Annotated in this window: 23 protein-coding genes; 2 read left to right on the top strand and 21 right to left on the bottom strand. The window is 75.4% G+C overall.

Annotated elements, in window-relative coordinates:
* The first annotated feature begins 575 nt into the window (after positions 1-575).
* Complete coding sequence (locus tag KG103_RS07485; protein WP_249670843.1) at positions 576-1,283, top strand: murein hydrolase activator EnvC family protein; 708 nt, start codon at positions 576-578, stop codon at positions 1,281-1,283.
* 22 nt (positions 1,284-1,305) lie between these two features.
* Here the strand turns inward: KG103_RS07485 and KG103_RS07480 are convergent, their stop codons facing one another.
* The 13 genes from KG103_RS07480 to rpsP all read right to left on the bottom strand — a co-directional run bounded on the left by KG103_RS07480 (position 1,306) and on the right by rpsP (position 11,635).
* The gene (locus KG103_RS07480; protein WP_207800457.1) at positions 1,306-2,241 is read right to left on the bottom strand and encodes a FliA/WhiG family RNA polymerase sigma factor; all 936 of its coding nucleotides are present in this window, start codon (positions 2,239-2,241) and stop codon (positions 1,306-1,308) included.
* Positions 2,242-2,320: 79 nt separating this feature from the next.
* Positions 2,321-3,253 (bottom strand): tyrosine recombinase XerC, encoded by a 933-nt coding sequence (locus tag KG103_RS07475; protein ID WP_372434913.1) that lies wholly within the window; start codon positions 3,251-3,253, stop codon positions 2,321-2,323.
* 137 nt (positions 3,254-3,390) lie between these two features.
* Complete coding sequence (gene dprA, locus KG103_RS07470) at positions 3,391-4,596, bottom strand: DNA-processing protein DprA (protein ID WP_207341422.1); 1,206 nt, start codon at positions 4,594-4,596, stop codon at positions 3,391-3,393.
* Complete coding sequence (locus KG103_RS07465) at positions 4,593-6,110, bottom strand: YifB family Mg chelatase-like AAA ATPase (RefSeq protein ID WP_207341423.1); 1,518 nt, start codon at positions 6,108-6,110, stop codon at positions 4,593-4,595. Before KG103_RS07465 ends, dprA begins: the two co-directional genes overlap by 4 nt.
* On the bottom strand, positions 6,111-6,467 hold the full coding sequence (locus tag KG103_RS07460) for a YraN family protein (RefSeq protein WP_207341424.1): 357 nt from the start codon (positions 6,465-6,467) through the stop codon (positions 6,111-6,113).
* 168 nt (positions 6,468-6,635) lie between these two features.
* Complete coding sequence (locus tag KG103_RS07455) at positions 6,636-6,959, bottom strand: DUF2469 domain-containing protein (protein WP_089801771.1); 324 nt, start codon at positions 6,957-6,959, stop codon at positions 6,636-6,638.
* Positions 6,960-6,966: 7 nt separating this feature from the next.
* On the bottom strand, positions 6,967-7,857 hold the full coding sequence (locus KG103_RS07450; protein ID WP_207341425.1) for a ribonuclease HII: 891 nt from the start codon (positions 7,855-7,857) through the stop codon (positions 6,967-6,969).
* Positions 7,854-8,747: a signal peptidase I gene (gene lepB / locus KG103_RS07445; RefSeq protein ID WP_249670842.1), complete on the bottom strand. Its 894-nt coding sequence runs from the start codon at positions 8,745-8,747 to the stop codon at positions 7,854-7,856. The genes KG103_RS07450 and lepB overlap by 4 nt, the downstream gene beginning before the upstream one ends.
* 171 nt (positions 8,748-8,918) lie before the next feature.
* On the bottom strand, positions 8,919-9,284 hold the full coding sequence (gene rplS / locus KG103_RS07440; protein ID WP_207341426.1) for a 50S ribosomal protein L19: 366 nt from the start codon (positions 9,282-9,284) through the stop codon (positions 8,919-8,921).
* 236 nt (positions 9,285-9,520) lie between these two features.
* Positions 9,521-10,324 carry a tRNA (guanosine(37)-N1)-methyltransferase TrmD gene (gene trmD, locus KG103_RS07435; RefSeq protein WP_207341427.1) on the bottom strand — a complete coding sequence of 268 codons (804 nt, stop codon included), beginning with the start codon at positions 10,322-10,324 and terminating at the stop codon, positions 9,521-9,523.
* A 3-nt stretch (positions 10,325-10,327) separates the two neighbouring features.
* Entirely contained in the window at positions 10,328-10,891 is a 564-nt protein-coding gene (gene rimM, locus KG103_RS07430) for a ribosome maturation factor RimM (protein WP_207341428.1), read from the bottom strand.
* Between the two features lie 79 nt (positions 10,892-10,970).
* On the bottom strand, positions 10,971-11,210 hold the full coding sequence (locus KG103_RS07425) for an RNA-binding protein (RefSeq protein ID WP_089801762.1): 240 nt from the start codon (positions 11,208-11,210) through the stop codon (positions 10,971-10,973).
* Entirely contained in the window at positions 11,210-11,635 is a 426-nt protein-coding gene (gene rpsP, locus KG103_RS07420; protein WP_207341429.1) for a 30S ribosomal protein S16, read from the bottom strand. Before rpsP ends, KG103_RS07425 begins: the two co-directional genes overlap by 1 nt.
* A gap of 284 nt (positions 11,636-11,919) precedes the next feature.
* Between rpsP and KG103_RS07415 the strand changes: the two genes are divergently transcribed.
* On the top strand, positions 11,920-12,330 hold the full coding sequence (locus KG103_RS07415) for a hypothetical protein (RefSeq protein ID WP_207341430.1): 411 nt from the start codon (positions 11,920-11,922) through the stop codon (positions 12,328-12,330).
* A gap of 33 nt (positions 12,331-12,363) precedes the next feature.
* On the opposite strand, the gene KG103_RS07410 is transcribed toward KG103_RS07415, so the two are convergent.
* The 8 genes from KG103_RS07410 to smc form a co-directional block, all read right to left on the bottom strand.
* On the bottom strand, positions 12,364-13,452 hold the full coding sequence (locus KG103_RS07410; RefSeq protein ID WP_207341431.1) for an amidohydrolase family protein: 1,089 nt from the start codon (positions 13,450-13,452) through the stop codon (positions 12,364-12,366).
* Between the two features lie 3 nt (positions 13,453-13,455).
* The gene (ffh, locus tag KG103_RS07405; protein WP_207341432.1) at positions 13,456-15,072 is read right to left on the bottom strand and encodes a signal recognition particle protein; all 1,617 of its coding nucleotides are present in this window, start codon (positions 15,070-15,072) and stop codon (positions 13,456-13,458) included.
* A 29-nt stretch (positions 15,073-15,101) separates the two neighbouring features.
* A complete protein-coding gene (locus tag KG103_RS07400) occupies positions 15,102-16,898 on the bottom strand; it encodes a [protein-PII] uridylyltransferase (protein ID WP_207341433.1) in 1,797 nt (598 codons plus the stop codon).
* Between the two features lie 14 nt (positions 16,899-16,912).
* A complete protein-coding gene (locus tag KG103_RS07395; RefSeq protein ID WP_013116698.1) occupies positions 16,913-17,254 on the bottom strand; it encodes a P-II family nitrogen regulator in 342 nt (113 codons plus the stop codon).
* Positions 17,254-18,558 carry an ammonium transporter gene (locus KG103_RS07390; RefSeq protein ID WP_207341434.1) on the bottom strand — a complete coding sequence of 435 codons (1,305 nt, stop codon included), beginning with the start codon at positions 18,556-18,558 and terminating at the stop codon, positions 17,254-17,256. Before KG103_RS07390 ends, KG103_RS07395 begins: the two co-directional genes overlap by 1 nt.
* Before the next feature lie 216 nt (positions 18,559-18,774).
* The gene (gene ftsY / locus KG103_RS07385; protein WP_207341435.1) at positions 18,775-20,010 is read right to left on the bottom strand and encodes a signal recognition particle-docking protein FtsY; all 1,236 of its coding nucleotides are present in this window, start codon (positions 20,008-20,010) and stop codon (positions 18,775-18,777) included.
* Between the two features lie 67 nt (positions 20,011-20,077).
* Complete coding sequence (locus KG103_RS07380) at positions 20,078-20,452, bottom strand: hypothetical protein (RefSeq protein ID WP_207801425.1); 375 nt, start codon at positions 20,450-20,452, stop codon at positions 20,078-20,080.
* A 128-nt stretch (positions 20,453-20,580) separates the two neighbouring features.
* Positions 20,581-24,141 (bottom strand): chromosome segregation protein SMC, encoded by a 3,561-nt coding sequence (smc, locus tag KG103_RS07375; protein WP_207341436.1) that lies wholly within the window; start codon positions 24,139-24,141, stop codon positions 20,581-20,583.
* Positions 24,142-24,164 lie beyond the last annotated feature (23 nt).

Here is a 24,164-nt window from a genome sequence, read left to right as displayed (position 1 = left end):
CTCGGTTGTCGGCGCGGCCGGCGGCCGCGCCCCTGGTGCCACACCCCCGTCCGCGCCGGGCACGAGGCCCGGACCGCTGCGGACGAGACCCCGCCGTCCTGCCCCCGCCGGCGGGCCGCCGGTCCCGCACGGGGCGGTTCGACGGACGTCGGCGCGTGGACCTGGACGACCGGAGCCGTGGCACGCGAATTCGACCGGCACACGCCGGTCGTGGAAGAAGTCTATCCCACCGCCGAGGGCCTCCCGGACGCGCCGGCCCGGCTGCCCACGCGCGCCGAGCCGACCACGTCCCCGTCCCCGCACGGCTCCGCCCCCAGGCGCGCGCCGTGCAGGGACGGCTGTCCCGGGCGCCCGCCCATCCTGGGCCCGTGCCCTCCGCCCGCCGCACGACTGCGGCCGCCCTCGCCCCGCGTCACGGTCCCGTCGCCTGTCGCGGGCGTACGCCCGCCCGTGCCGCACCCGGTGTCCGGCGGCGTCCGGTCCCCCGTGCTCTCCACCGAGCTCTCCACCGTGCTCGCCCCCGTGCGGTCCCCCGTGCTCTCCCCCGTGGCCGTGCTCCGGCGGGAGCGCCCTGGGTGATCGTGGTCGCCCTGTCCGTGGTCGCCCTGTCCGTGGTCGCCCTGTCCGTGGTCGCCCTGTCCGTGGTCGCCCTGTCCGTGGTCGCGGGCTCGGCCCCGGCGGTGCCCGGCGACGGCCCGCTCGTCCCCGCCCCGGGTCACCACGTCATGGCCGCCCGCGGGGCGGAGCGGATGGGCACCGTACCCGCCGGTGGGGGGTCGCCGCCCGTGGTCGGCGGCGCCCCTGCGCGCACCGTCAGCCGGGCGGGCGCCGGTCCGGCGCGAGCGGGAGCACGGGAGACGCCCGTGGGCGCGTACCGGGCGCCGGTGGACGGCGTGCCGCGCCTGCTGCGAGCCTTCGACCCGCCGCCGCAGCCCTGGCTGGCCGGCCACCGCGGCGTCGACCTCGGAGCCGGGTCCGGCGCGACGGTCCGCGCCCCGGCGGCCGGCACGGTGACCTTCGCCGGGGACGTCGCGGGCCGGGGCGTCGTGACGGTGCTGCACGACGACGGCCTGCGCAGCAGCCTCGAACCCCTGTCGCCGGCAGTCGCGCCCGGCGCCCGTGTCGACGCGGGCGGGGCACTGGGGGCGCTCACGGGCGACGCCCACGGCGGCACGCCGGGCGGGCCGGCGCTGCACTGGGGCGTCCGGGACGGTGACCGCTACGTCGACCCCTGGGCGCTGCTGCCGGGTCACGGCCCGGTGGTGCTGCTCCCGCTGCGGTGAGCGGCCACCGGCGCCGTGGGGGTCACGCGCGCTCGGCGTCCAGCAGCCGGGTACGCAGCCGGCCCATCGCCGCGGTGTGGATCTGCGAGATGCGCGACTCGGTCACCCCGAGCACGCGGCCGATCTCGGCGAGCGTCATGCTCTCGTAGTAGTAGAGGACGACGACCAGACGCTCACGCTCGCCGAGGCACTCGATGGCCCGCGAGAGCAGGTACTTGGTCTCCTGCGCCTCCACGGAGCCCGCGGGGTCGTCCGCGCGGCGGTCCCCCAGCGTGTCCGCCAGCGTGGCCGCGCCGGGGCGGTCGTCGCTGCCGGCGAGCATCTCGTCGAGGGCCGCGATGTTCACGGACGCCAGCTGGGAGTACACGGCGCGCAGCTCACCCACGGGCAGCTCGAGCCGCTGGGCGACCTCGGCCTCGGTGGGCGCGCGGTGCAGCAGTGCCTCGAGCTCGCCGTAGGCGCGGTCGACGGCGCGCGCCTTGGTCCGCACCGACCGCGGCACCCAGTCCATGGCCCGCAGCTCGTCGATGATGGCGCCACGGATCCGCGAGGAGGCGTAGGACTCGAACCGCACGGCGCGGTCGGTCCGGTACTTCTCGATCGCGTCGATGAGCCCGAAGACGCCGTAGGAGACGAGGTCGGCGTGCTCGACGGTCGAGGGCAGGCGCATGCCGATGCGCCCGGCGACGGCCGTGACGAGCGGGACGTAGTGGAGGATCAGCTCCTCGCGCGCGTCCGGGCAGTGTGTCGCGGTGAACCGCGTCCACGCCGCGTCCACCGCGGACACCTCGACGGGTGCGGCGGGCGCCGTGTCCGTCGGCGGCACGGAGGGTGCCGCGGCACCCTCCACGGCCGGACGCTGCTGGGGGATCACGCCGGCCGGCGCGGTCCCCGGGCGGTAGGCCCGCAGGGCGACGGGGGCGCCCGTCTCGGCGAGGTCGTCGTGCAGGGCCGTCATCGTCGGGTCCGTCTCTCTGCAGGTGGTGCTGGGCGTCGGGCGGAGGGTAGGGACCGCGCCCCCGGTGGTGGTCACGACATCACGCCCGGGGGTGGGCGAGCTGGAAGGCGGAGCGCAGGCGCTCCGCGGAGACGTGGGTGTAGCGCTGCGTCGTCGACAGGCTCGCGTGGCCGAGGATCTCCTGGACCGTACGCAGGTCCGAGCCGCCCTCGAGCAGGTGGGTGGCCGCGGTGTGGCGCAGCGCGTGCGGTGCGACGTCCTCGACCCCGACCTCGCGGGCGAGGTCGTGCACGACCGTGCGGACCTGCCGCTGGTCGATGCGGCCGCCGCGGCTGCCCAGGAGCAGCGCCGGCGGGGAGCCGTCGCGCACCAGACGCGGGCGGCCCGTGCGCAACCACGCGTCCACCGCCTGCGCCGCCGGCCGGCCGAACGGCACGACCCGCTCCTTGTCACCCTTGCCCACGACGCGCAGCATCAGCTCGGCCGCATCGACGTCGTCGACGTCCGCGCCGCAGAGCTCGCCGACCCGCACACCTGTCGCGTAGAGCAGCTCGACCGCCGCCCAGTCCCGCACGTGGACGGCGTCGCCGTCGAGAGCGCGCTCCCGTGCCGCGTCGAGCAGGCGGGTGACCGGCTCCACTGCGAGCACGGTGGGGAGGGCGCCGGCGGCGCGCGCCGTCCCGAGCCGCAGCGTGGGGTCGGTGGGGACACGGCCGGTGTGGACGGCCCAGCGGAAGAAGGTCCGGGCGGCGGCGGCCCGCCGCGCGAGGGTGGCGCGGCTGCGGTGGGCGTTCGCCATCGCGGCGAGCCATCCCCGCAGGATCGTGATGTCGACGTCACCCAGATCGGTCGCGCCATGACGCACCGCGTGGTCCAGGAGATGGTCCACGTCCCCCAGATATGCCCGCACGGTGTGGTCCGAGACCCCGCGCTGGGCCCGCAGATGTGTCGCGAAATCAGCGCGCAGGAGCTCGCGCTGAGCGGCTCCGGTGCTGATCGCGGCCATGTGCATGCCCCTAAGGTGACGTGGCGCACGCAGTTCGACAAGGATGGTTCCTGGCCTGCCCGAGACCGTCTGCTCGGATTGGCCGACAATGTCCGATCCGGCGGTGCGTATTCCCACGAACGCCGGTTTTTTTCACCCATCCGCTACTCACCGGCATCCACCACCCAGCCCGACCCGAGGCGGCGCGCGAAGCCCTCGAGCTCGAGCAGCCCGAGCATCGCACGCGCCTGCGCCACCGTCGTCCCGGCGCGCGCAGCGACCTGCGCCGTGTCGTGCGGCACCCGGCGCGACAGGCCGTCGTGCACACGACGCGCGAGCGGGTCCAGGCCGTCGACGGCACGCGTGTCGTCCTCGGGGTGCGCCGGAGCGACGTCGGCGCCCACGTCACCCGCCAGCTCCACGACCTCGTCGACGTCGGTCACGCACACGGCGACGCCCTCGCGCAGCAACCGGTGGCACCCGGCCGAGGCAGCCGAGGTGATCGGTCCGGGCACCGCACCCACGGGCCGCAGCAGCCGCGCCGCGTGGTGCGCGGTGCTGGCAGCGCCCGACCGCCACGCGGCCTCCACGACGACGGTGCCCGCCGACATCGCCGCGATCAGCCGGTTGCGCTGCAGGAAGCGGCTGCGGGTGGGTGTGGCGCCGGGAGGCACCTCGCTCACCAGGCTCCCGCCGGCGCCCACCACCTCCTCCAGCAGCCGCGCGTTGCCGACCGGGTAGGCACGGTCCACTCCCCCGGCCAGCACCACGACGGTCGTACCGCCGACGAGCAGCGCACCACGGTGCGCTGCGGCGTCGACGCCGTACGCACCCCCCGAGACCACGGTCCAGCTGCGGCCGGCCAGCCCTGCCGCGAGGTCCACGGCGACCCGCTCGCCGTAGGTGGTGCACGCACGCGCGCCGACCAGTGCGACGGACCGGCGCGCCGATGGCGGGGCTCCCCGCACCCAGAGGGCGAACGGGGCCAGCGCACCGAGGTCGTCGAGGCCGCACGGCCACGCGGGGTCGCCCGGCGCGACGATCCGTGCCCCGCTGCGCGCCGCAGCAGCCAGGTCGCGGTCCGGGTCCACGGCGTGCCACCTCGCCGCCCAGCGCTCCGCCGCCGCGCGCAGGCGGCGGGCCGCCGCGTCCGGTGGGTCCGTCCCACCGAGGGGAACCGGCTGCGGGGCAGCGCCGCTCACCGCGCCGGCCACCCAGTCCAACGCGGCCGTCGCACCGCAGGCGCCGACCAGCGCTCCCGCGACCGCGTCGCCCGGCTCGGCCAGCGCGCTCCAGACCGCCCGGGACGACCGGTCGTCGTCCTGCCGGAGGCGGTCGGCGAGCCACCCGGGCACCCGGACGCCCGTCATGCGCCGTGCCCCCTCGTCCGGAGCACGAGTGCGTGGGCCACGTCGGTGCGCCGGGGTCCGTCCCGCCCCTCGAGATCGGCGAGCGTCCACGCGACCCGCAGGACGCGGTCCGCCCCGCGCAGGCTCAGCGTGCCCCGGTCCACGGCACGGTCGAGGTCGGCCACGAGCCGTCGGTCGGCCCGTAGCCGCGCCTGCAGCTCCCGGCCGGGAACCTCCGCGTTGGTGCGCCACGTCGTGCCCCGCCACCGTGCGAGCTGCGCGGCGCGCGCCGCCGCGACCCGCGCCGCGACCGCCGCCGTGCCCTCGCCCGCAACGCCGGCTGGACGGGCAGCGGGCACCTCGAGCTGCAGGTCGACCCGGTCGAGCAGCGGCCCCGAGAGCTTGCCGAAGTACCGTCGGCGCTGCTCGGGGCGGCAGGTGCACGTCAACCCCTTGCCGACCGCGTTGCCGCAGGGGCACGGGTTGGCCGCCAGGACCAGCTGGAACCGGGCGGGGTACCGCGCGGCGCCACCCGCACGGTGCAGCACCAGCTCACCGTGCTCGAGGGGCTGCCGGAGCGTCTGCAGCACCCCCGAGGCGAACTCCGGCGCCTCGTCGAGGAACAGCACACCCCGGTGGGCACGGGAGGCCGCCCCCGGCCGTGGCGTGCCCGACCCGCCGCCGACGATGCTCGCGGGCGTCGCGGTGTGGTGCGGGTCCTCGAACGGGGGTCGGCGGACGAGGCCCTGCACGGGGTCGAACGTTCCGGCCACGGAGTGCACGGCGGTGACCTCGACGGCGTCGGCCTCGCAGAGGTCCGGGAGCAGCCCCGGCAGGCGTGCCGCCAGCATGGTCTTGCCGGCGCCGGGCGGTCCCACCATGAGCAGGTGGTGCCCACCCGCCGCGGCCACCTCGAGGCCGTGGCGCGCGTCCTCCTGACCGAGCACGTCCGCCAGGTCGGGCGCCGGGCCGCGCGAGGTCACCGTCCGCACGTCGTGCACGGGCTCGACGTCGGGCACCTCGATGTCGGCGCCGTGGTACGCGGCGACCTGCGCGAGGGTGTCGGCCGCCAGCACCTGCGCACCCGGGACCAGGCTCGCCTCGACCGCGTTGCCGCGCGGGACGACGACCCGGGGATGGCCCGCCGCGACGGCCGCCGCCACGCACGGCAGCACGCCGCGCACGGGCCGCAGCCGCCCGTCCAGGCCCAGCTCGCCCAGGTGCACCCAGTCGGCGACCGACGCCGCGTCCGCGAGTCCCGCGCCGGCGAGCGTGGCGATCGCCACGGCGAGGTCGAACGACGAGCCGGTCTTGGGCAGGGTCGCCGGTGAGAGGTTGACCGTGATCCGGCGCGTCGGCCACGCGAGCCCCGAGGACGTCACGGCGGCACGCACCCGGTCCCGCGCCTCGGCGAGCGAGGCGTCGGGCAGCCCGACGAGCGTGAAACCCGGCAGCGAGGGGGCGAGGTGGGACTCGACGTCGACGGGATGGCCGACCAACCCCACGAGCGCGACGGCGCGGGTGCGTCCGAGCACTCAGACCACCCCGACCAGGTGCTCGACCCGGGCCGCGCCGCGGTGCGGCAGGACCACGGCGATGACGTCGACACGCACGGACCCCGCCCGCACGTCGTGCTCCCGCAACCAGCGGGCGGTCAGCCGCCGCAGCCGCGCCAGCTTGCGGTACGTGACGGCCTCCGCCGGGTGCCCGTAGGCGTCCGAGCGTCGCGTCTTGACCTCCACGGCCACGACCGCGTCCCCGTCGAGCGCGACGATGTCCAGCTCACCCTCGGCGCACCGCCAGTTGCGCGCCAGGACCGTCCACCCCGCCCGCACGACGAACGCCGCCGCCACGTCCTCCCCGTACCGCCCGACCGCGTCCTTCGCCCGCACGTCGACCACCTCCGGCACCGACCCTGCCGCGCGAGGGCGGGGTGGGAGTGAGTGCCGGTGACGGTCCGTGGACGCCGGAGACGCGGCCGGTGCTGTGGGCGGCTCGGTGGCGGCGCCGTGGCCTCCCGGGGCCGCTGCGGTGTCGGAGGCGGCGCCGGAGCGGGGGTGTCAGCGGGTGAAGCCCGCCCCGGACCCGAGGTCGAGCTCGGCCTTCGCCAGCTCCTCGACGTTGACGTCCTTGAACGTCACCACGCGCACCGACTTCACGAAGCGGGCCGAGCGGTAGACGTCCCACACCCAGGCGTCGACGAGCGAGAGCTCGAAGTAGACCTCGCCGGCGGCCGACCGGACCTGCAGGTCGACGTGGTTCGCGAGGTAGAACCGTCGCTCCGTCTCCACGACGTACGAGAAGAGCCCCACCACGTCCCGGTACTCGCGGTACAGGGCGAGCTCCATGTCGGTCTCGTAGTTCTCCAGGTCCTCGGCGCTCACCGGACCATCATCCCTCATCGTCGGGTGCGGCGGACGCCCACCCCTCCGGGGAGACCGGCGCGGCGTCGTCCCGCCACCCCGGCGCGCGCCCCGGGTCGGGCAGCAGGGCCCCGACCTCCCACCCCGGCCCGCGCGTCACCACGGGCGGCTCCTGCAGGCCCGGCAGCCGCCAGGACCGGCGGTGCAGCGGGCTCGGGCCGTGCTCCCGCAGCGCCGCCAGGTGCTCGGGCGACGCGTACCCCTTGTTCTCGTCCCAGCGGTACGCGGGGTGGGCGGCCGCGTGGCGCACCATGAGGGCGTCCCGCTCGCACTTGGCCAGGACACTCGCAGCAGCGACGCTCGCGCAGGAGCGGTCGGCCTTCACCTTGAGGTGGACCAGCGGCACCGGCAGGTCCCGCGGCGGCTCGAACAGGTCGTCCTGGGTGCCGAACAGGTCAGGCGCCGGGGGCGTGAGCCAGTCGTGCGAGCCGTCCAGCACGACGGCGTCGACGGGGCCGACCACGTCGACGACCGCCCGCAGCGCCCGGGTGCCCGCCAGGCGGAGCGCCGCGACGATCCCCCGCTCGTCGATCTCGTCGGGCGAGGCGTGGCCCACGGCGCGCGCGACGCCCCAGCGTCCCAGCGCCGGCAGCAGCGCGCGCCGCGCCGCGGGCGTGAGCAGCTTGGAGTCGGCCACGCCGCGCGGCGCCGACCGGGTGCTGAGGTCGACCACGACGACCCCGACGGACACGGGGCCGGCGAGCGACCCGCGGCCCACCTCGTCCATGCCGGCCACGAGACGCAGGCCCGTGCGCAGCAGCGCACGCTCGTGCCGCAGGTGCGGGGTGGGGCGGGCCGCGGCACGGCGCGCGACCCGCACCGGCGTCCGTGCCGGGGTCTCGGGTCCCGCCGACGTCATCCCGCGTCGGGGACGTCCGCGAACGTCGCGGACGGGTTCTGCAGGAGCGTGAAGCGGTCCAGCGGCCACACGGTGACGAACGCGGTCCCCACGACGTTGTCGACGGGCACGGACCCGCCGCCCGGGCTACCCGTGTTGTACCGCGAGTCCGCCGAGTGCTGCCGGTTGTCACCCATGACCCACAGCGAGTCGGGGGGCACGACGACGTCGAACGCGCGCTCGCTGGGCTGGGAGCCCGGGGCGAGGTACGGCTCGTCGACCGGGACGCCGTTGACCGTCACGGGCTGACCCGGCCCGGCGCAGGCCACGTGGTCACCCGGCAGGCCGATGACCCGCTTGACGAGGTGCTCACCGGCGTCCTGCGGGAGCAGCCCGACGAACGTGAGCCCCTCGGTGACGGCCTCCGCCAGAGGGCTGCGCGGCGCCTGGATCTGCGGGTTGAGCCAGCCGCCGGGATCCTTGAAGACCACGACGTCCCCGCGCTCGATGTCGAAGGGTCCGGGCGTCAGCTTGCTGACCAGGATCCGGTCGTCGACGACCAGGGTGTCCTGCATCGACTGCGACGGGATGTAGAACGCCTGCACGAGGAAGGTCTTGACGACCAGGGACAGCACCAGTGCGCTGACCAGGATGATGGCCGTCTCGCGCAGCCAGGACCAGGCAGACCCCGGGCGACGTCGGACGGCGTCGCGGTTCCGGCGCCGTGAGCTCATGCCGGGTTCGTCCGTTCCCTCGTCACCGGTGCGCGCGTCCCGCGACCGGCTCGTCCAGTCCTGGCCGCTGCCGCCACCCTGGGCGCCCGTGGGCGTCCACAGCGGACGGGCAGCGGTGGGGGCGGCGCGGGTCGGGGACGCCGTCGGCCCCGTCGCGTCAGGTCGGAACTCGCTCACGGTCACACTCTCGCACGGACGCAGCGGTCGTGGGGGGCCCGGCCGGGGCCCGGTACCCCGGTGGACGCGTCCCGGACGCCCGCGCGGCGGCGTGCCGCGGCCACGGGGACACCGACGGGCGGCGTCCCCGAGGGGGAGCCGCCCGTCGCGTCGTGCCGGGAGAGCAGGAGGTCAGCCCTTCTTGGCGGGCGCCTGCCCGCGCTTCTCCTTGATCTTCGCCTTCTTGCCGCGCAGCGCCCGCAGGTAGTACAGCTTGGCGCGACGCACGTCACCGCGGGTGACGACCTCGATCGAGTCGAGCGACGGCGTGTGCAGCGGGAACGTCCGCTCGACACCCACACCGAAGCTGATCTTGCGGATGGTGAAGGTCTCGCGCACGCCGGCACCCTGGCGGGCGATGACGACGCCCTGGAAGGCCTGGATCCGGGAGCGGTTGCCCTCGACGACCTTCACGTTGACCTTGAGGGTGTCGCCGGGACGGAAGTCCGGGTGGTCCTGGCGCAGCGATGCTGCGTCGACCGCGTCGAGCGTCTGCATGTCGTGTCGCTTCCCCGCCCTGCCGCAGGTCAGGAACGTGATCGACGGGCGCGCGCGCTGCCGGGGCAGGGCAGGCGCCCGTGGTTCGGGTCTGGTCGGTCGGTCCGGGTCGTCGGCGCTGGGCCGGTCCGGTCCGCGCGTCGTGAGCCCTCCCCTGCGGCAGAGAGGCGCTCGACGCACACCGAGGACACAGTCTGCCACAGCAGCCGCGCCGTCCCCAAGCCGCGAGCCACGGATCACACGGTGCGCGTGTCCTCCGCAGGCACGGGGGCCGCAGGACGCAGCTCCCCGTCCACCACGTCCCACCCGCAGTCCGACAGCACGGCACGGTCGTGGCGGTCGAGGGCCGCGACGTCGAGCGCCGCCAACAGGTCCGGGCGCCGCGCCGCGGTGCGCCGCAGCGCCTCGTCGCGGCGCCAGCGCTCGATCCGTGCGTGGTGGCCCGAGAGGAGCACGTCCGGCACGGCGTGCCCCTGCCACGTGGCCGGCTTGGTGTAGACCGGGTACTCCAGCAGGCCGGCGGCCCCGTGCGACTCCTCGACCAGCGACTCCGGATTGCCCACCACACCGGGCAGCAGCCGCGCCACCGCCTCGACCACGACCAGGGCAGCGACCTCGCCGCCGTTGAGGACGTAGTCCCCCAGGGACAGCTCGGTCACGCGACCCCGCGCGGCGTAGTGCTCGGCCACACGGGCGTCGATGCCCTCGTAGCGCCCGCACGCGACGACGAGGTGCTGCTCGGTCGCCAGCGCCTCGGCCGTGCGCTGCGTGAAGGGCGCCCCGGCGGGCGACGGCACGATGAGGTGGGCGCCGGGCGTCAGGACGTCGTCCAGCGCGCGGCCCCACACGTCGGGGCGCATGACCATGCCGGCGCCGCCGCCGAACGGCGTGTCGTCGACCGTGCGGTGCCGGTCGTCGGTCCACGTGCGCAGGTCGTGGACCTGCAGGTCCAGGAGCCCGGCCGTCCGGGCCTTGCCGACGAGCGAGAGCTCGAGCGGCGCGAGGTACTCGGGGAAGATCGAGACGACGTCGACGCGCACGCCTCAGGCCTCCTCGCCCGTGCCGCGGGTCTCGTCGCTGACGACGAGGTTGGCCGCGTCGGCCGCGAGCAGACCGCCCGGCGGGTCGAGCACGACCCGGCCACCGGCCACGTCGACCACGGGCACGATGGCCTCGACGAACGGCACGAGCGTGCGCGCACCGTCGGGTTCCCGCAGCACGAGCACGTCGTGGGCCGGCAGGTGCTCGAGCCCCACGACCTCGCCGAGCGGACGCCCGTCGGCGACGTGCTCGGCGCGCAGGCCCGCGAGCTCGTGCGGGTACCAGCCGTCGTCGTCGTCGTCCGTGTCCTCGTCGCTGTCGACGAGCAGCTCGACGCCGCGCAGCCCCTCGGCCGCGGTGCGGTCGTCCGCCTGCGCGAACGTCACGTACCACCGGCCCTGGGCCTCGCGCACGTGCGCGATCTCGAGCGGGCCCGCCGCAGCGGGCTCGGTGACGAACCGGGCTCCGACGACCAGACGCTCCTGCGGGACGTCGGTGCGCACGTCGAGTGCGACCTCACCCCGCAGGCCGTGCGGACGCCCGACCCTGGCGACGGTCAGCAGCATGTCACTCCCTCCCCCGACGTGTCGGGGACGACGACGGCCCGGCCCCTCGTCGAGGGACCGGGCCGTCGGGTGTCTGCGGTCAGCGCCGGTCGACGTCGACCACGTCGACGCGCACGGCACCGTCCGGCGAGAGCGCCCCGACCACCGTGCGCAGCGCACGCGCGGTCCGGCCGCCCCGACCGATGACGCGCCCGAGGTCCTCGGGGTGCACGCGCACCTCGAGCATCTCACCGCGGCGCAGCGACGACGCACGGACGTGCACGTCGTCGGGGTGGTCGACGATGCCCCGCACGAGGTGCTCGAGCGCGTCGGCCAGCATCAGGCCTGCTCGTCCTCGGCGGGAGCCGCGGCGGGCTCCTCCGTGGCGGCGGCCTTCTTCTCGGACGCCTTGGCCTTGACCTTCTCGGCGTCGAGCGCGGCAGCCTCGACGGCAGCCTTCGCGTCGGCCTTGGGCTCCTTCACGCGCAGCGTGCCCTCGGCACCCGGCAGGCCCTTGAACTTCTGCCAGTCACCGGTGACCTTGAGCAGCACCAGCACCTGCTCGGTCGGCTGCGCGCCGACGCCCAGCCAGTACTGCGCCCGCTCCGAGGTGATCTCGATGAGCGAGGGCTCCTCGGTGGGGTGGTACTTGCCGATCTCCTCGATCACGCGACCGTCGCGCTTGGTGCGCGAGTCGGCGACGACGATGCGGTAGTACGGCGCGCGGATCTTGCCCATGCGCTTGAGACGGATCTTCGTTGCCACGAGGTGGTGTTCTCCTGATGTCTGCTGGGGTGGCCTCGCGGCGCGTCCCGTGGGGTGGGTGCGCCGTTCCGGCCGGAGGACACGGCACCGGGCAGGTAGAGGGGCTGCACGGACCGAGTACAACCGACCATTGTGCCAGACGTGGCGCGGCGGCAACGAATCGAGCACACGCCGCGGTCGGCCGCGGTAGAGCGTGTCGCACGAGGGGTCCGCGCGCTGGCGTCCGATCACGTGTCCCGCCGACGACTGTGACGCCCCATGACCTCCTCGACCACCCGATCCGGATGCCCCTGCGCACGTTCACCGGCATGAGCCGGCGCGACATCGCGCGCGACCTCGCCGGGGGTGGCGTCGCGGCCGACCAGCGCCCGTCGCCGGGGGGCGCGCGCGTCACGTTCCACAGCGGCCGGTTCTTCGGACCTCAGCGCGGCGCGCAGATCAGCCTCGGGCCGGGCCGGCTCGTCCTGGTCTCGGCGGGCGTCGCGGTCCGCACGGAGGACGTGGTCCTGCTGGGCGAGGACGACGACGGCGACGTCGAGCTCGTCACGCGCACCGGTGCGTCGTTGGTGCTCGACCCGAAGCACTTCCGAGGGACTGCCGGCCCGTGGCAGCGGTTCGTCGCCGCGATGCCCCCGGGGGTGGAGCGCTCCAAGCGCGGCGCCGCCGCTCTCACGTCCGGGGCGGTCGCCGGCTGACGCACCCCGGACGCCGGCACCGGGCGCGGGCCGTCACCGGACGCGGGCACCCCGCAGCAGCACGGCCCGCGGGCGCGTCAGCGCCCCCACGTCCGCACGCGGGTCCTCGTCGTAGACGACCACGTCGGCGCTCGCCCCCTCGGCGATGCCCGGCACGCCGAGCCACGCCCGCGTCCGCCACGACGCGGCAGCGACGACGTCGCGCGCGGGGATGCCGGCGCGCACCATCTCGACGGCCTCGTCGGCGACGCGGCCGTGCGCGATCGTGCCGCCCGCGTCGGTGCCGAGCAGCACCCGCACGCCCGCGTCGTGCAGGTGACGCACGTGCTCGTACCGCCGCGCGTGCATCGCCCGCATGCGGGCGGCGAACCGGGGGTAGCGCGCCTCCCCCTGGGCGGCGATGGCGGCGAACTGCCCCACCTGCAGCAGGGTCGCCGTGACCGGCACCCCTGCGGCGGCGATCCGCTCGATCTGCTCCGGCGTCGCTCCCGTCGCGTGCTCCAGCCCGTCGACGCCGGCGTCCAGCAGCCCGTCGAGCGCCTCGTGGCTGAACGTGTGGGCCGTGACACGGGCGCCGGCGTCGTGCGCGGCCGTGACCGCGTCGGCCAGCACCTCGTCCGACCAGAGCGGACGCAGGTCACCGTCGGGGCCGAGGTCGCGGTCGATCCAGTCGGCCACGAGCTTGACCCAGCCGTCGCCGCGGGCCGCCTCCTCGCGCACGGCCTGCGGCAGCTGCGCGGCGTCGGCGAGCTCGCGTCCGTAGTGCCGCAGGTAGCGCTTGGGGCGTGCCAGGTGCCGCCCGGCCCGCAGCAGGCGCGGCAGGTCCGCCCGCGCGTCCATCCAGCGGGTGTCCGCGGGCGAGCCAGCGTCGCGCACCAGCAGGACACCGGCGTCCCGGTCGGCGCGCGCCTGCGCCTCCGCGGTGGCGTCGTCGACCGGGCCGTCGGACGCGAGGCCGACGTGGCAGTGCACGTCGACGAGCCCGGGCAGCACCCAGCCCTCCAGCACGGTGTCGGGCGCCCGGTCCGGGCGCTCGAGGGAGAGCCGGTCCCCCACGACCCACGCGTCACCGACCTCGTGGTCGTCGTCGAGGACGACCGTGCCGCGCAGGTGCGTGATCACGCCTCAGCGGCCCTTGAAGAGGTCACCCAGCCCGGCCGGCAGGTCGCTCGGGTCGAACGACGCCGGGTCGGCGGGCGCAGGAGCGCCCCCGAGCCCGAACGCGGAGCCCGACGGTGCGGCCGGCGCGCCGCCCGCCGCCCGTGCGGCCGCGGCGCGCTCCTGCTCGGCCCGCTTGGCGGGGTTGCCCGACCGCGCGCCCTTGGCCCGCTTGGCGGGCGCCTGCTTGCCGCGGGACTTCTTGCCCCCCATGCCGGGCAGGTTGCCCATGCCGGGCATCCCGCCGGGCATGCCGCCGCCCTTGGCCATCTGGCGCATCATCTTGCGGGCACCGTCGAACCGCTCGAGCAGCTGGTTGATCTCGCTCGTGGTGGTGCCGGACCCGCGCGCGATGCGCGCACGGCGCGAGCCGTTGATGATCTTCGGGTTCTGCCGCTCGCCCGGCGTCATCGAGCGGATGATCGCCTCGATGCGGTCGACCTCGCGCTCGTCGAAGTTCTCCAGGGCCTCACGCATCTGCCCCATGCCCGGCAGCATGCCGAACATCTTCTTGATGGAGCCCATGTTCTTCAGCTGCTGCATCTGCACGAGGAAGTCCTCGAGCGTGAAGTCCTCGCCGGAGACGAGCTTGCCGGCCATCTTCTCGGCCTCGCCGGCGTCGAACGCCTTCTCGGCCTGCTCGATGAGCGTCAGAACGTCGCCCATGTCGAGGATGCGCGAGGCCATGCGGTCCGGGTGGAAGACCTCGAAGTCCGTGAGCTTCTCACCGGTCGACGCGAACATGATCGGACGCCCGGTCACGCTGGCGATCGACAGCGCCGCACCACCGCGCGCGTCGCCGTCGAGCTTCGACAGGACCACACCGGTGAAACCGACGCCGTCGGCGAAGGCCTGCGCCGTGGTCACGGCGTCCTGGCCGATCATCGCGTCGACGACGAAGAGGATCTCGTCCGGGGAGACGGCGTCGCGGATGTCCGACGCCTGCGCCATGAGCTCGGCGTCCACGCCGAGGCGGCCGGCGGTGTCGACGATGACGACGTCGTGCTGCTTCTGCCGGGCCGTCTCGAGCCCCGCCTGCGCCACGGCCACCGGGTCGGCGCCCGCGGGCAGCACGTCGTCGGCGCCCTGGTTGCCCGGGTGCGGTGCGAACACGGGCACGCCCGCGCGCTCGCCGACGACCTGGAGCTGCGTGACCGCGTTGGGGCGCTGCAGGTCCGCGGCGACGAGCAGCGGCGTGTGCCCCTGCTCGCGCAGCCACCGCGCGAGCTTGCCCGCGAGCGTCGTCTTCCCGGCGCCCTGGAGGCCCGCGAGCATGATGACGGTCGGCGGCTGCTTGGCGAACGTCAGCGGGCGCGTCTGGCCGCCCAGGATCGCCACGAGCTCGTCGTTGACGATCTTGACGACCTGCTGCGCCGGGTTCAGAGCCCCCGACACCTCGGCCGAGAGGGCGCGCTCGCGCACGGCGCCGGTGAACTGCCGGACGACGGGAACGGCGACGTCCGCGTCGAGCAGCGCGCGGCGGATCTCACGGATCGTCGCGTCGATGTCCGCCTCGGACAGGCGACCCTTCGCACGGAGGTTCTTGAACGTCGACGTGAGACGGTCGGAGAGGGTGGCGAACAACCTGGGCCTCGCGGTGGTCGGACGGACGGCTACGGACGTCCCAGGGTACCCGCCAGCGCCCGTGCGGCTCTGGCGGTCAGGTCGTCGACGAGCGTGGCCCGCCACGTGGTCCACGCGGCGGGGCCCGCGGCGGAGGCGTCGGCCTCCGTGAGCGCGCGCAGCATCGTCAGCATGTCGACCCTGCCGTCCACCGCGTCGAGGAGCCGTGCGAGCGTCGCCGGGTCGTCCGGGTCGGCCGTCGTGGCCAGCTCGGCGAGCGTCAGGTGCTCGCGGACCAGGCGCGTGACGTCGGCGACGACCTGGGGGCCGAATCCCATGCGCGCCACGACCGGCCCCGCCAGGCGGGCGCCCTCGACGGAGTGGTCCCCCGCCCCCGCGCGCTTGCCGATGTCGTGCAGCAGCGCCGCGAGCAGGAGCGTGTCGGGGGCCTCCACCGCGCGACGGTCCCGGCCGGCGCGCGCCACGGTCTCGACGAGGTGCCGGTCCACGGTGTGCCGGTGGATGGCCGAGCGCTGCGGCCGGTTGCGCACGCCCGCCCACTCCGGGATCCAGGTGGTCGCCACCCCGGCCAGGTCCAGCGCCTCCCACACGGGGACCTGCGCGTGCCCCGAGCCCAGCAGGTGCAGCAGCTGCTGGCGCGCCGCGCGCGGCCAGGGGGTCGGCAGCGGCGGTGTCGTCTCGAGGCTCGCCACGGTGACGGGTGACAGCACGAGCCCCGTGCGCGTGGCCGTCGCGGCCGCACGCAGGGACAGCACCGGGTCCTCGGAGGGCCGAGCGTCCACGGCCAGGACGATCTCCCCGTCGTGCTCGACCAGGCCCTCGGCGATCGTGCGCAGCCGGGGCGGGGTGCGCCGTCCCCGGACCAGCACGGGCTTGCGGGCGGGGCGCTGCAGGGCCTGCCGTGCGTTGCGTGCGGTCGTGTCGAGCGCGTAGGAGATCACGCGCCCGGCCTCGGCGATGGAGGCGAGCAGGTCGTCCCGGTCGTCGAAGCCGACGAGCGCGGCCACCTCGTCCTGGTCCGCCTGCAGCAGGCGGTTGGTGCGGCGCCGCGTGACGACCTGCAGCGCGTCGCGCACGTCGAGCAGGTGCGTGTACGCGTGGTCGACGGCGCCGTGCGGCCGGTCGGTGAGCCACGTCGCGGCGAGCGCCGAGAGCACCACGGCGTCACGGATGCCGCCGCGGGCCTCCTTGAGGTCCGGCTCGATGAGGTAGGCGAGCTCCCCGTGCCGGTCCGCGCGCTGCCGGGTCGACGCGAGGAGCTCCGGAAGGCGCCTGCGCGCGGCGGAGCGCCAGTCGGCGAGCAGGGCCGACGTCGCCCGTGCGATGACGACCCCGTCGCCCGCGACGGGCTGCAGCTCGAGCAGCCCGACGGCCGCGGGCAGGTCCTTGGACGCGACCTGCCGGCACTGCGCCAGCGACCGCACCGAGTGGTCGAGGTCGAGCCCGGCGTCCCAGATCGGGTACCACAGGCGCTCGGCCAGGCCGCCGAGCTCCTCGGCCGAGCGCGCCCGGCCCTCGTGCACGAGCAGGAGGTCGAGGTCGGACACCGGGCCGGCGTCGCCGCGCCCGACGCTCCCCACGACGCCCAGTGCGACGCCCTGCACGTCGCGCCCGTCCGTCGCCTCGGTCCAGAGCCGGGCGAGCGCGCCCACCACCAGGTCGGCGACGGCGCGACGCCGCGCCACCCCGTCCCCACCCGGTCCCGTCATCCGTGCGGCCAGGTCGAGCCGGGCAGCACGCAGGTCCCGCACCCCGGCGGGGTACGGGACCTGCGGCTGCTGCGGTGACCCGGCTGCGCCCCCCGCGGGCAGCCGTTCGGTCGTCATGTGTGGGCTGCGACCTAGAGCGCGTCGTCGCCGTGCTCACCGGTGCGGACGCGAGCCACGTCCTCCACCGGGACCACCCAGACCTTGCCGTCACCGATCTTGCCGGTCTGCGCGGCCTGCACGACCACCTCGGTGACCCCGGCCACGTCCTCGTCGGCGACGAGGACGTCGATCCGCACCTTCGGCACCAGGTCCACGGTGTACTCCGCACCCCGGTAGACCTCGGTGTGACCCTTCTGCCGGCCGTAGCCGCTGGCCTCGCTGACCGTGAGTCCACGGACCCCGGCGGCCTCGAGGGCCGACTTCACGTCGTCCAACCGGTGCGGCTGGATGATCGCCGTCACGAGCTTCGTCATCACTTCACCTCCGACACGACACGGGCGCCGCCCAGGTTCTCGTACGCCGTCTCACCGTGCACCGCGAGGTCGATGCCGCCGACCTCGACGTCCTGCGAGACGCGCCACCCGAGCGTGGCCTTGAGGATGAGACCGATCACCAGCGTCGTCAGACCGGAGAAGACGACCGCCACGAGCGCGATCACGATCTGGATGACGAGCTGGTTGGCGCCACCGCCGAAGAACAGACCCGTGTCGGCGGCCAGGAAGCCGATCATCACGGTACCGACGAGACCGCCGACGAGGTGGACACCGACGACGTCGAGCGAGTCGTCGTAGCCGAACTTGTACTTCAGGCCGACGGCGAGGGCGCAGAGCCCGCCCGCGATGACGCCCAGGATGATCGACGTGACCGGGCGGAGCGCACCGGCGGCCGGGGTGATGGCGACGAGGCCGGCGACGATGCCCGATGCGGCACCCAGCGACGTCGCGTGACCGTCACGGAACTTCTCCGTGATGAGCCAGGCGAGCATCGCGGCGGCGGTGCAGGTCGTCGTGTTGACCCAGGCCATGCCCGCGTTCTCGTCGGCGCCGAAGGCGGAGCCGGCGTTGAAGCCGAACCAGCCGAACCACAGCAGCGCGGCGCCGAGCATCACGAACGGCAGGTTGTGCGGCCGCATGGCCTCCGTGCCGAAGCCCTTGCGCTTGCCGACGAGCAGCGCCAGGACGAGCGCGGCGATACCGGCGTTGATGTGGACGACCGTGCCGCCCGCGAAGTCGATGGGTGCGGTGTTGGCCGTGCCGTCGGTGGTGCCGAACATCGCGGCCGCGATCGAGCCCTCGGCGCCGGACAGCTGCCCGCCGCCCCAGACCATGTGGGCCATCGGGAAGTAGGTCACGGTGACCCACACCGCGACGAACGCCATCCAGGTCCCGAACTTGGTGCGGTCGGCCAGCGCGCCGCTGATGAGCGCGACCGTGATGATCGCGAACGTCACCTGGAACGCCACGTCGATGACCTGCGGGTAGTTCCCCAGGCCGACCATGGGCTCGCCGTCCGCGTCGAAGAGCGTGCCGCTGAGGCCGAACTGGTCGAACGGGTTGCCGAACACGCCGGCCACGCTCGAGCCGTAGGACATCGACCAGCCCCACAGCACGTAGAGGACCCCGACGACGCCCATGGCGCCGAACGACATCATCATCATGTTGAGGACGGACTTGCCCCTGACCATGCCCCCGTAGAAGAACGCCAGTCCTGGCGTCATGAGGAGCACGAGGGATGCTGACGTCAGCATCCAGGCTGCGGCTCCGGTGTCCCACTCCATGTCTGCACTCCCCTCGCCAGCCGGGCGGCCGGACGGGGACAACTGTGGAGCGATCGCGTTTCGCGGTACCGGCGCGGGGGTTACGCACGTGTGACAGCCGCCCCCCGCGCGTAAACGTTGGGTTTCGTGCTGGGCAGATGTCCAGTGCTCGGGACGTCGCGTCCCGACGGCTGGTCCGGCCGGACCGGGCCCCGGCGCGCGGGGCCCGGTCGCGGCTCAGGACTGCAGCAGACCGTCGACGAAGGCCTCCGGGTCGAAGGGGGCCAGGTCGTCGGGACCCTCACCCAGCCCGACCAGCTTGACCGGCACCCCCAGCTCGCGCTGCACCGCCACGACGATGCCGCCCTTGGCGGTGCCGTCGAGCTTGGTCAGCACGATGCCGGTGACGCCGGCGACCTCGCCGAACACCCGCGCCTGGTTCAGCCCGTTCTGGCCGGTCGTCGCGTCCAGCACGAGCAGCACCTCGGACAGCGGGGCCGTGCGGGTGATGACGCGCGTGATCTTGCCGAGCTCGTCCATCAGCCCGGCCTTGTTCTGCAGCCGGCCGGCCGTGTCGACGAGCACGACGTCGGCGCCGTCGCGCACACCCGCACGCACCGCGTCGAACGCGACCGCGGCCGGGTCGGCACCGTCACGGTCGGAGCGGACCGTGGGGACCCCCACGCGTGAGCCCCAGGTCTCGAGCTGGTCGGCCGCCGCCGCGCGGAAGGTGTCGGCCGCGCCGAGCACGACGCTGCTGCCGTCGGCCACGAGGACGCGCGCCAGCTTGCCGACGGTGGTGGTCTTGCCGGTGCCGTTCACCCCGACGACGAGGACGACGGCCGGCACGCGGGCGCCGTCCTCCCCGGTGGTCGGCGTGGTGTGCAGCGTCCGGTCGAGCGTGGGGTCCACGAGAGCGAGGAGCTGCTCGCGCAGCACGGCGCGCGCCTGCTCGCCGTCCCGCAGCCCCTCCACGCGCACGCGCGTGCGCAGCGCCTCGATCAGCTCGTCGGTGGGTCCGGCACCCACGTCCGCGAGAAGCAGGGTCTCCTCGAGCTCGTCCCAGTCGTCCTCCGTCAGCTGGTCGCGCGAGAGCACGCCCAGCAGCCGGGTGCCCAGCGGCGAGCCCGAGCGGGCGAGCCGCTCGCGCAGCCGCCGCAGCCGGCCCGCGGTGGGGGCCGGGGTCTCCAGCGGCGGGGTCGCGAGGTCCTCGGGGACCTCGAGCAGGTCGGTCGTACCGGTGACCTCCGGGCCCTCGTCGGGCACGGCGGGTCCGGTGTCGGCGGGCGCGGCCGGACGGTCCGCGACGGCGGTCCCCGCGGCGGGGGCACCCCCGGCAGGCGGCGTCTCGGCGGGCCGGGTGTCGGTGCGCGGCGTGTCCGTGGGACGGCGGCGCAGGCGCACGGCGGCGGCGACGCCCGCGGCGAGCACGGGCACGCCGACCAGGTAGGGCAGAAGGTCGTTGAAGTCCACGCGGACAGTCTGTCGGGCTGCGCGGCCCCGGTGCGACCCGGGACGTCAGGGCGGTGTCAGGACCGCGTCACCGGTGGGCGTCCTCGCTGCGGGGCTCGTCGGCCCGGGTGTCGTGCGTCCGGGTGGCGTCACGGCCGACGCGCAGCACGTGGGCGGCGCGCTCACGGGCGAGGCGCAGGTCCTCGGCCAGCTCGTCGGGGTGCAGGTAGCCGTCGCCCTCCGAGGCCGTCGCCCGCAGGAAGTCGGCCAGCGACAGGTCCACCGGTCGCGCGGCGGCGGCGCGGGCGGCCTCCGCCTGCTCGACGTCGGGGTCGCGGCGCGCACGCAGACCACGCCGGAACGCGACCCACGGGCTCTCGCCGTCCGGCCTCGAGGGGACGGCGACGAGCGCCACCGCGGCGACGAGGAGGGCGACGAGGAGAAGCGTGATGACGACAGCCACGACACGATTCTGCGACGGGTCGCCCGCGACCGTCGCGCACACGCACGGTGTGCCGGGCAACCCCCGCACAACCTTCACACGGCGTCACCCGGTCACCCGCCCGGACCCCGCGGCCGGGGGGCGCGACCTCAGGCGGGGACGTCGTCGGTCATGCGCTGGCTGATGACGGTGGTCACGCCGTCGCCGCGCATCGTGACCCCGTACAGCGCGTCCGCGATCTCCATGGTGCGCTTCTGGTGCGTGACGACGATCAGCTGCGAGTCCTGCTGCAGCTCCCGGAAGATCTCCAGCAGCCGGCCCAGGTTGGCGTCGTCCAGCGCAGCCTCGACCTCGTCCATGACGTAGAACGGGCTCGGCCGCGCCTTGAAGATCGCCACCAGCAGCGCGACGGCCGTGAGCGAGCGCTCGCCGCCCGACAGCAGCGACAGCCGCTTCACCTTCTTGCCGGCGGGTCGCGCCTCGACCTCGATGCCCGTGGTCAGCATGTCGTCCGGGTCCGTGAGGACCAGCCGTCCCTCACCGCCCGGGAACAGCCGCGGGAACACGACGTCGAAGGCGGCGGCGGTGTCCCGGTACGCCTCGGTGAACACCTGCTCGACCCGCTGGTCGATGTCCTTGACGATCTCCAGCAGGTCGCTGCGCGACTTCTTGAGGTCGGCGAGCTGCTCGACGAGGAACCGGTGCCGCTCCTCCAGCGCATCGAACTCCTCGAGCGCCAGGGGGTTGACCCGTCCGAGCTGCGCGAGCGCACGCTCCGCCGACCGCAGGCGCTTCTCCTGCTCCGCACGCACGTAGGGCACGGCGGTCGGCGCCTCCGGTGCCGGCTCGGTCCCCGGCGGCAGCACGACGGGGACGTCGCGGTGGGGACCGAACTCCTCGAGCAGCACCTCGGGGTCGAGCCCCAGCTCCTCGACCGCGCGGGTCTCCAGCTGCTCGATGCGCAGCCGCTGCTCGGCACGGGCCACCTCGTCCTTGTGCGCCACGTCCGTGAGCTCGGCCAGGTCCCGCACCAGCACGTCGACCTGCGCGCGGACGGTCGTCAGGGCGGCGTCGCGCTCGGCGCGGGCGGCCTCGGCGGCGTCGCGCTCGTCCGCGGCGCGGCGCAGCGCCCGGTCGAGGAGCTCCCCGGTGCGCGCAGCGGCGGTCTGCACCGCGCGCGCCACGGCGGCCTGGCGGGCCCGCTCCTGCTGCCGGCGGGCGGCCTTCTCGCGCGCGGCCCGCTCGGCGGTCGCCGCACGCTCCAGCGACTCGGCGCGGCCCGCGAGCGCCCGGGCGCGCTCCTCACCCGTGCGCAGCGTGAGACGCGCCTCCGTCTCGCGGCCCCGGGCAGCCGTGGCGGCCTGCGCCGTCGCGTCCCGCCGCGCGGTGGCCCCGGCGATCGCCGCCTCGGTGTCCTGCGGCGCCTCCTGCGCGGCGGCGAGCCGTTCGGTGAGCTCGACGAGCGTCGCGTGGTCCGCCTCGAGCGTCGCGCCGGCCGCCTCCAGCGACCGCTGGACGCGCTCGGCCTCGGCGCGGGCGGCGCGGGCGGCGGACCCCAGGTGGCCGAGCTGCTCCGCCACCGCCGCGAGGGCGGCGTCGGACTCGTTGAGGCGCTCGAGGGTCGCGTCCACCTGCTCCTGAGCCGCGGCACGGTCCTCCCGTGCCGTGGCGAGCTCGAAGCGGAGCCGCTCGGCGCTCGCGGTGGCGGTGGCGGCGGCCGAGCGTGCCGTGTCGAGGGCCGCCTGCAGGTGCAGCGCGCTGGGCGCCGACGCGGACCCGCCGGACGCCCGGTGCCGGGAGAGCACGTCACCCGTGCGCGTCGCGACGACGAGGTGCGGGTGCGCCGCGACCAGGGGCCGCGCGGCCGCGAGGTCGTCCACGACGACCACGTCCGCGAGCAGCGCGCGCACGGCGTCGCGCACGGTCGCGGGCGCCTGCACGAGGTCGACGGCGCGGTCGGCACCCGCGGGCAGGTCGACGTCGGAGTCGGGCGAGGCACCGGCGACGAGCAGGGTGGCGCGGCCGGCGTCCTCCGCGCGCAGGTGGCGGATCGCGTCGACGGCGGCGTCGACGGACTCCACGGCGACGGCGTCGGCCACGGCCCCGAGCGCCGCGACGATCGCCTCCTCGTCACGCTCGCCGACGCTGAGCAGCGCCGCGACTGAGCCCACGACACCCGGCAGGGTGTCGGCGGCCAGCAGCGCACCGGCACCGTCCTTGCGGCTGAGGGACATCTCGAGCGTCTCGGCGCGGGACGTCTGCTGGTCCCGCTCCCGCTCCGCCGCGCGCAGCGCGTCCTCGAGCTCCGCGACGCGGGCGGTGGCGGTGTCGAGGGCCTCGGCGGCGGCCTCGTGCTCGGCGTCGAGTCCTTCCTCGCCCTGCTCCACGCCGGCGACCTGGGACTCCAGCGCCGCGAACTGCGTCGTGGCGTCGCGGGCGCGCTCCTCGGCCGCGGCGAGCGATGCGCGCAACCGACCGATCTCGGCCTCCGTCGCCTCGACGCGGCTGCGGCGGGCGGCGACCTGCCCGGCGAGCCGCGCGACGCCCTCGCGGCGGTCGGCGGCGCTGCGCTGCAGGTCCGCGAGCGCCCGCTCGGCCGCACCGGCAGCGGCCTCCGCCTCCTGCCGCGCGGTCCCGGCGGCCGTGACGGCGGCCCGGGCGAGCTCGACGTCCGCCGTGAGCTCGGCCTCCGCGGTCCGCACCCGTGCGGCCTGCGCCTCCAGGTCGGCGGGGTCCTGCCCGGTGGGGCGCTCGGTGGTGGCCGACCCCAGCAGCCGTGCGCGGTCCGCCGCGAGCGACGCGGTGCCGCGCACGCGCTCGCGCAGCGACGAGAGCCGGTACCAGACGTCACCGGCCTCGCTCACGGCCGGCGCCGCCTCCGCGGCCTGCCGTTCGAGCGCCACCAGCCGGCCACGGGCCTCGGCGAGCGCCGTCTCGACCTGCTCGCGGCGCTCCCGCACGGCTGACTCGTCGGCGATCTCCTGCTCCAGACGGGCCCGCAGCTGTGCCAGGTCGTCCGCGAGCAGCCGCGCCCGCGAGTCGCGCAGGTCCGACTGGACCACGGCCGCCTTGCGGGCGACCTCCGCCTGCCGGCCGAGCGGACCGAGCTGGCGGCGGATCTCCGCGGTGAGGTCACCCAGCCGCGTGAGGTTGCCCTGCATCGCGTCGAGCTTGCGCAGCGCCTTCTCCTTGCGCTTGCGGTGCTTGAGGACCCCCGCTGCCTCCTCGATGAATCCGCGACGCTCCTCGGGGGTCGCGCGCAGCACGGCGTCGAGCTGCCCCTGCCCGACGATGACGTGCATCTCGCGGCCCAGGCCGGAGTCGGACAGCAGGTCCTGGATGTCCAGCAGGCGGCAGCCGCGGCCGTTGATCGCGTACTCGGAGCCGCCGTTGCGGAACAGCGTCCGCGAGATCGTGACCTCGGAGTACTCGATCGGCAGCGCACCGTCGGTGTTGTCGATCGTCAGCGAGACCTCGGCCCGTCCCAGCGGCGGGCGGCCGGACGTCCCGGCGAAGATGACGTCCTCCATCTTGCCGCCGCGCAGCGACTTGGCACCCTGCTCCCCCATCACCCAGGCGAGCGCGTCCACGACGTTGGACTTGCCGGAGCCGTTCGGCCCGACGACGCACGTGATGCCCGGCTCGAAGCTCAGCGTCGTCGCCGAGGCGAACGACTTGAACCCGCGCAGGGTCAGGGTCTTGAGGTGCACGTGAGGCAGCCTAGGCAACGCAC

Origin of the sequence: Cellulomonas wangleii (assembly GCF_018388445.1) — a bacterium.
GTDB lineage: Bacteria > Actinomycetota > Actinomycetes > Actinomycetales > Cellulomonadaceae > Cellulomonas > Cellulomonas wangleii.
Note: the sequence above shows the minus strand (reverse complement) of the source record. Positions and strands in the feature narration are given on the sequence as shown.

Excerpts from the sequence above, each read along its gene's own strand:
- KG103_RS07480 (WP_207800457.1), bottom strand. The coding sequence starts at position 2,241 with ATGACGGCCCTGCACGACGACCTCGCCGAGACGGGCGCCCCCGTCGCC.
- KG103_RS07475 (WP_372434913.1), bottom strand. The coding sequence starts at position 3,253 with ATGCACATGGCCGCGATCAGCACCGGAGCCGCTCAGCGCGAGCTCCTG.
- dprA (WP_207341422.1), bottom strand. The coding sequence starts at position 4,596 with ATGACGGGCGTCCGGGTGCCCGGGTGGCTCGCCGACCGCCTCCGGCAG.
- KG103_RS07450 (WP_207341425.1), bottom strand. The coding sequence starts at position 7,857 with ATGACGTCGGCGGGACCCGAGACCCCGGCACGGACGCCGGTGCGGGTC.
- rplS (WP_207341426.1), bottom strand. The coding sequence starts at position 9,284 with ATGCAGACGCTCGACGCGGTCGACGCAGCATCGCTGCGCCAGGACCAC.
- rimM (WP_207341428.1), bottom strand. The coding sequence starts at position 10,891 with ATGCTGCTGACCGTCGCCAGGGTCGGGCGTCCGCACGGCCTGCGGGGT.
- KG103_RS07425 (WP_089801762.1), bottom strand. The coding sequence starts at position 11,210 with ATGCTGGCCGACGCGCTCGAGCACCTCGTGCGGGGCATCGTCGACCAC.
- KG103_RS07415 (WP_207341430.1), top strand. The coding sequence starts at position 11,920 with ATGCCCCTGCGCACGTTCACCGGCATGAGCCGGCGCGACATCGCGCGC.
- KG103_RS07400 (WP_207341433.1), bottom strand. The coding sequence starts at position 16,898 with ATGACGACCGAACGGCTGCCCGCGGGGGGCGCAGCCGGGTCACCGCAG.
- KG103_RS07395 (WP_013116698.1), bottom strand. The coding sequence starts at position 17,254 with ATGACGAAGCTCGTGACGGCGATCATCCAGCCGCACCGGTTGGACGAC.
- KG103_RS07390 (WP_207341434.1), bottom strand. The coding sequence starts at position 18,558 with ATGGAGTGGGACACCGGAGCCGCAGCCTGGATGCTGACGTCAGCATCC.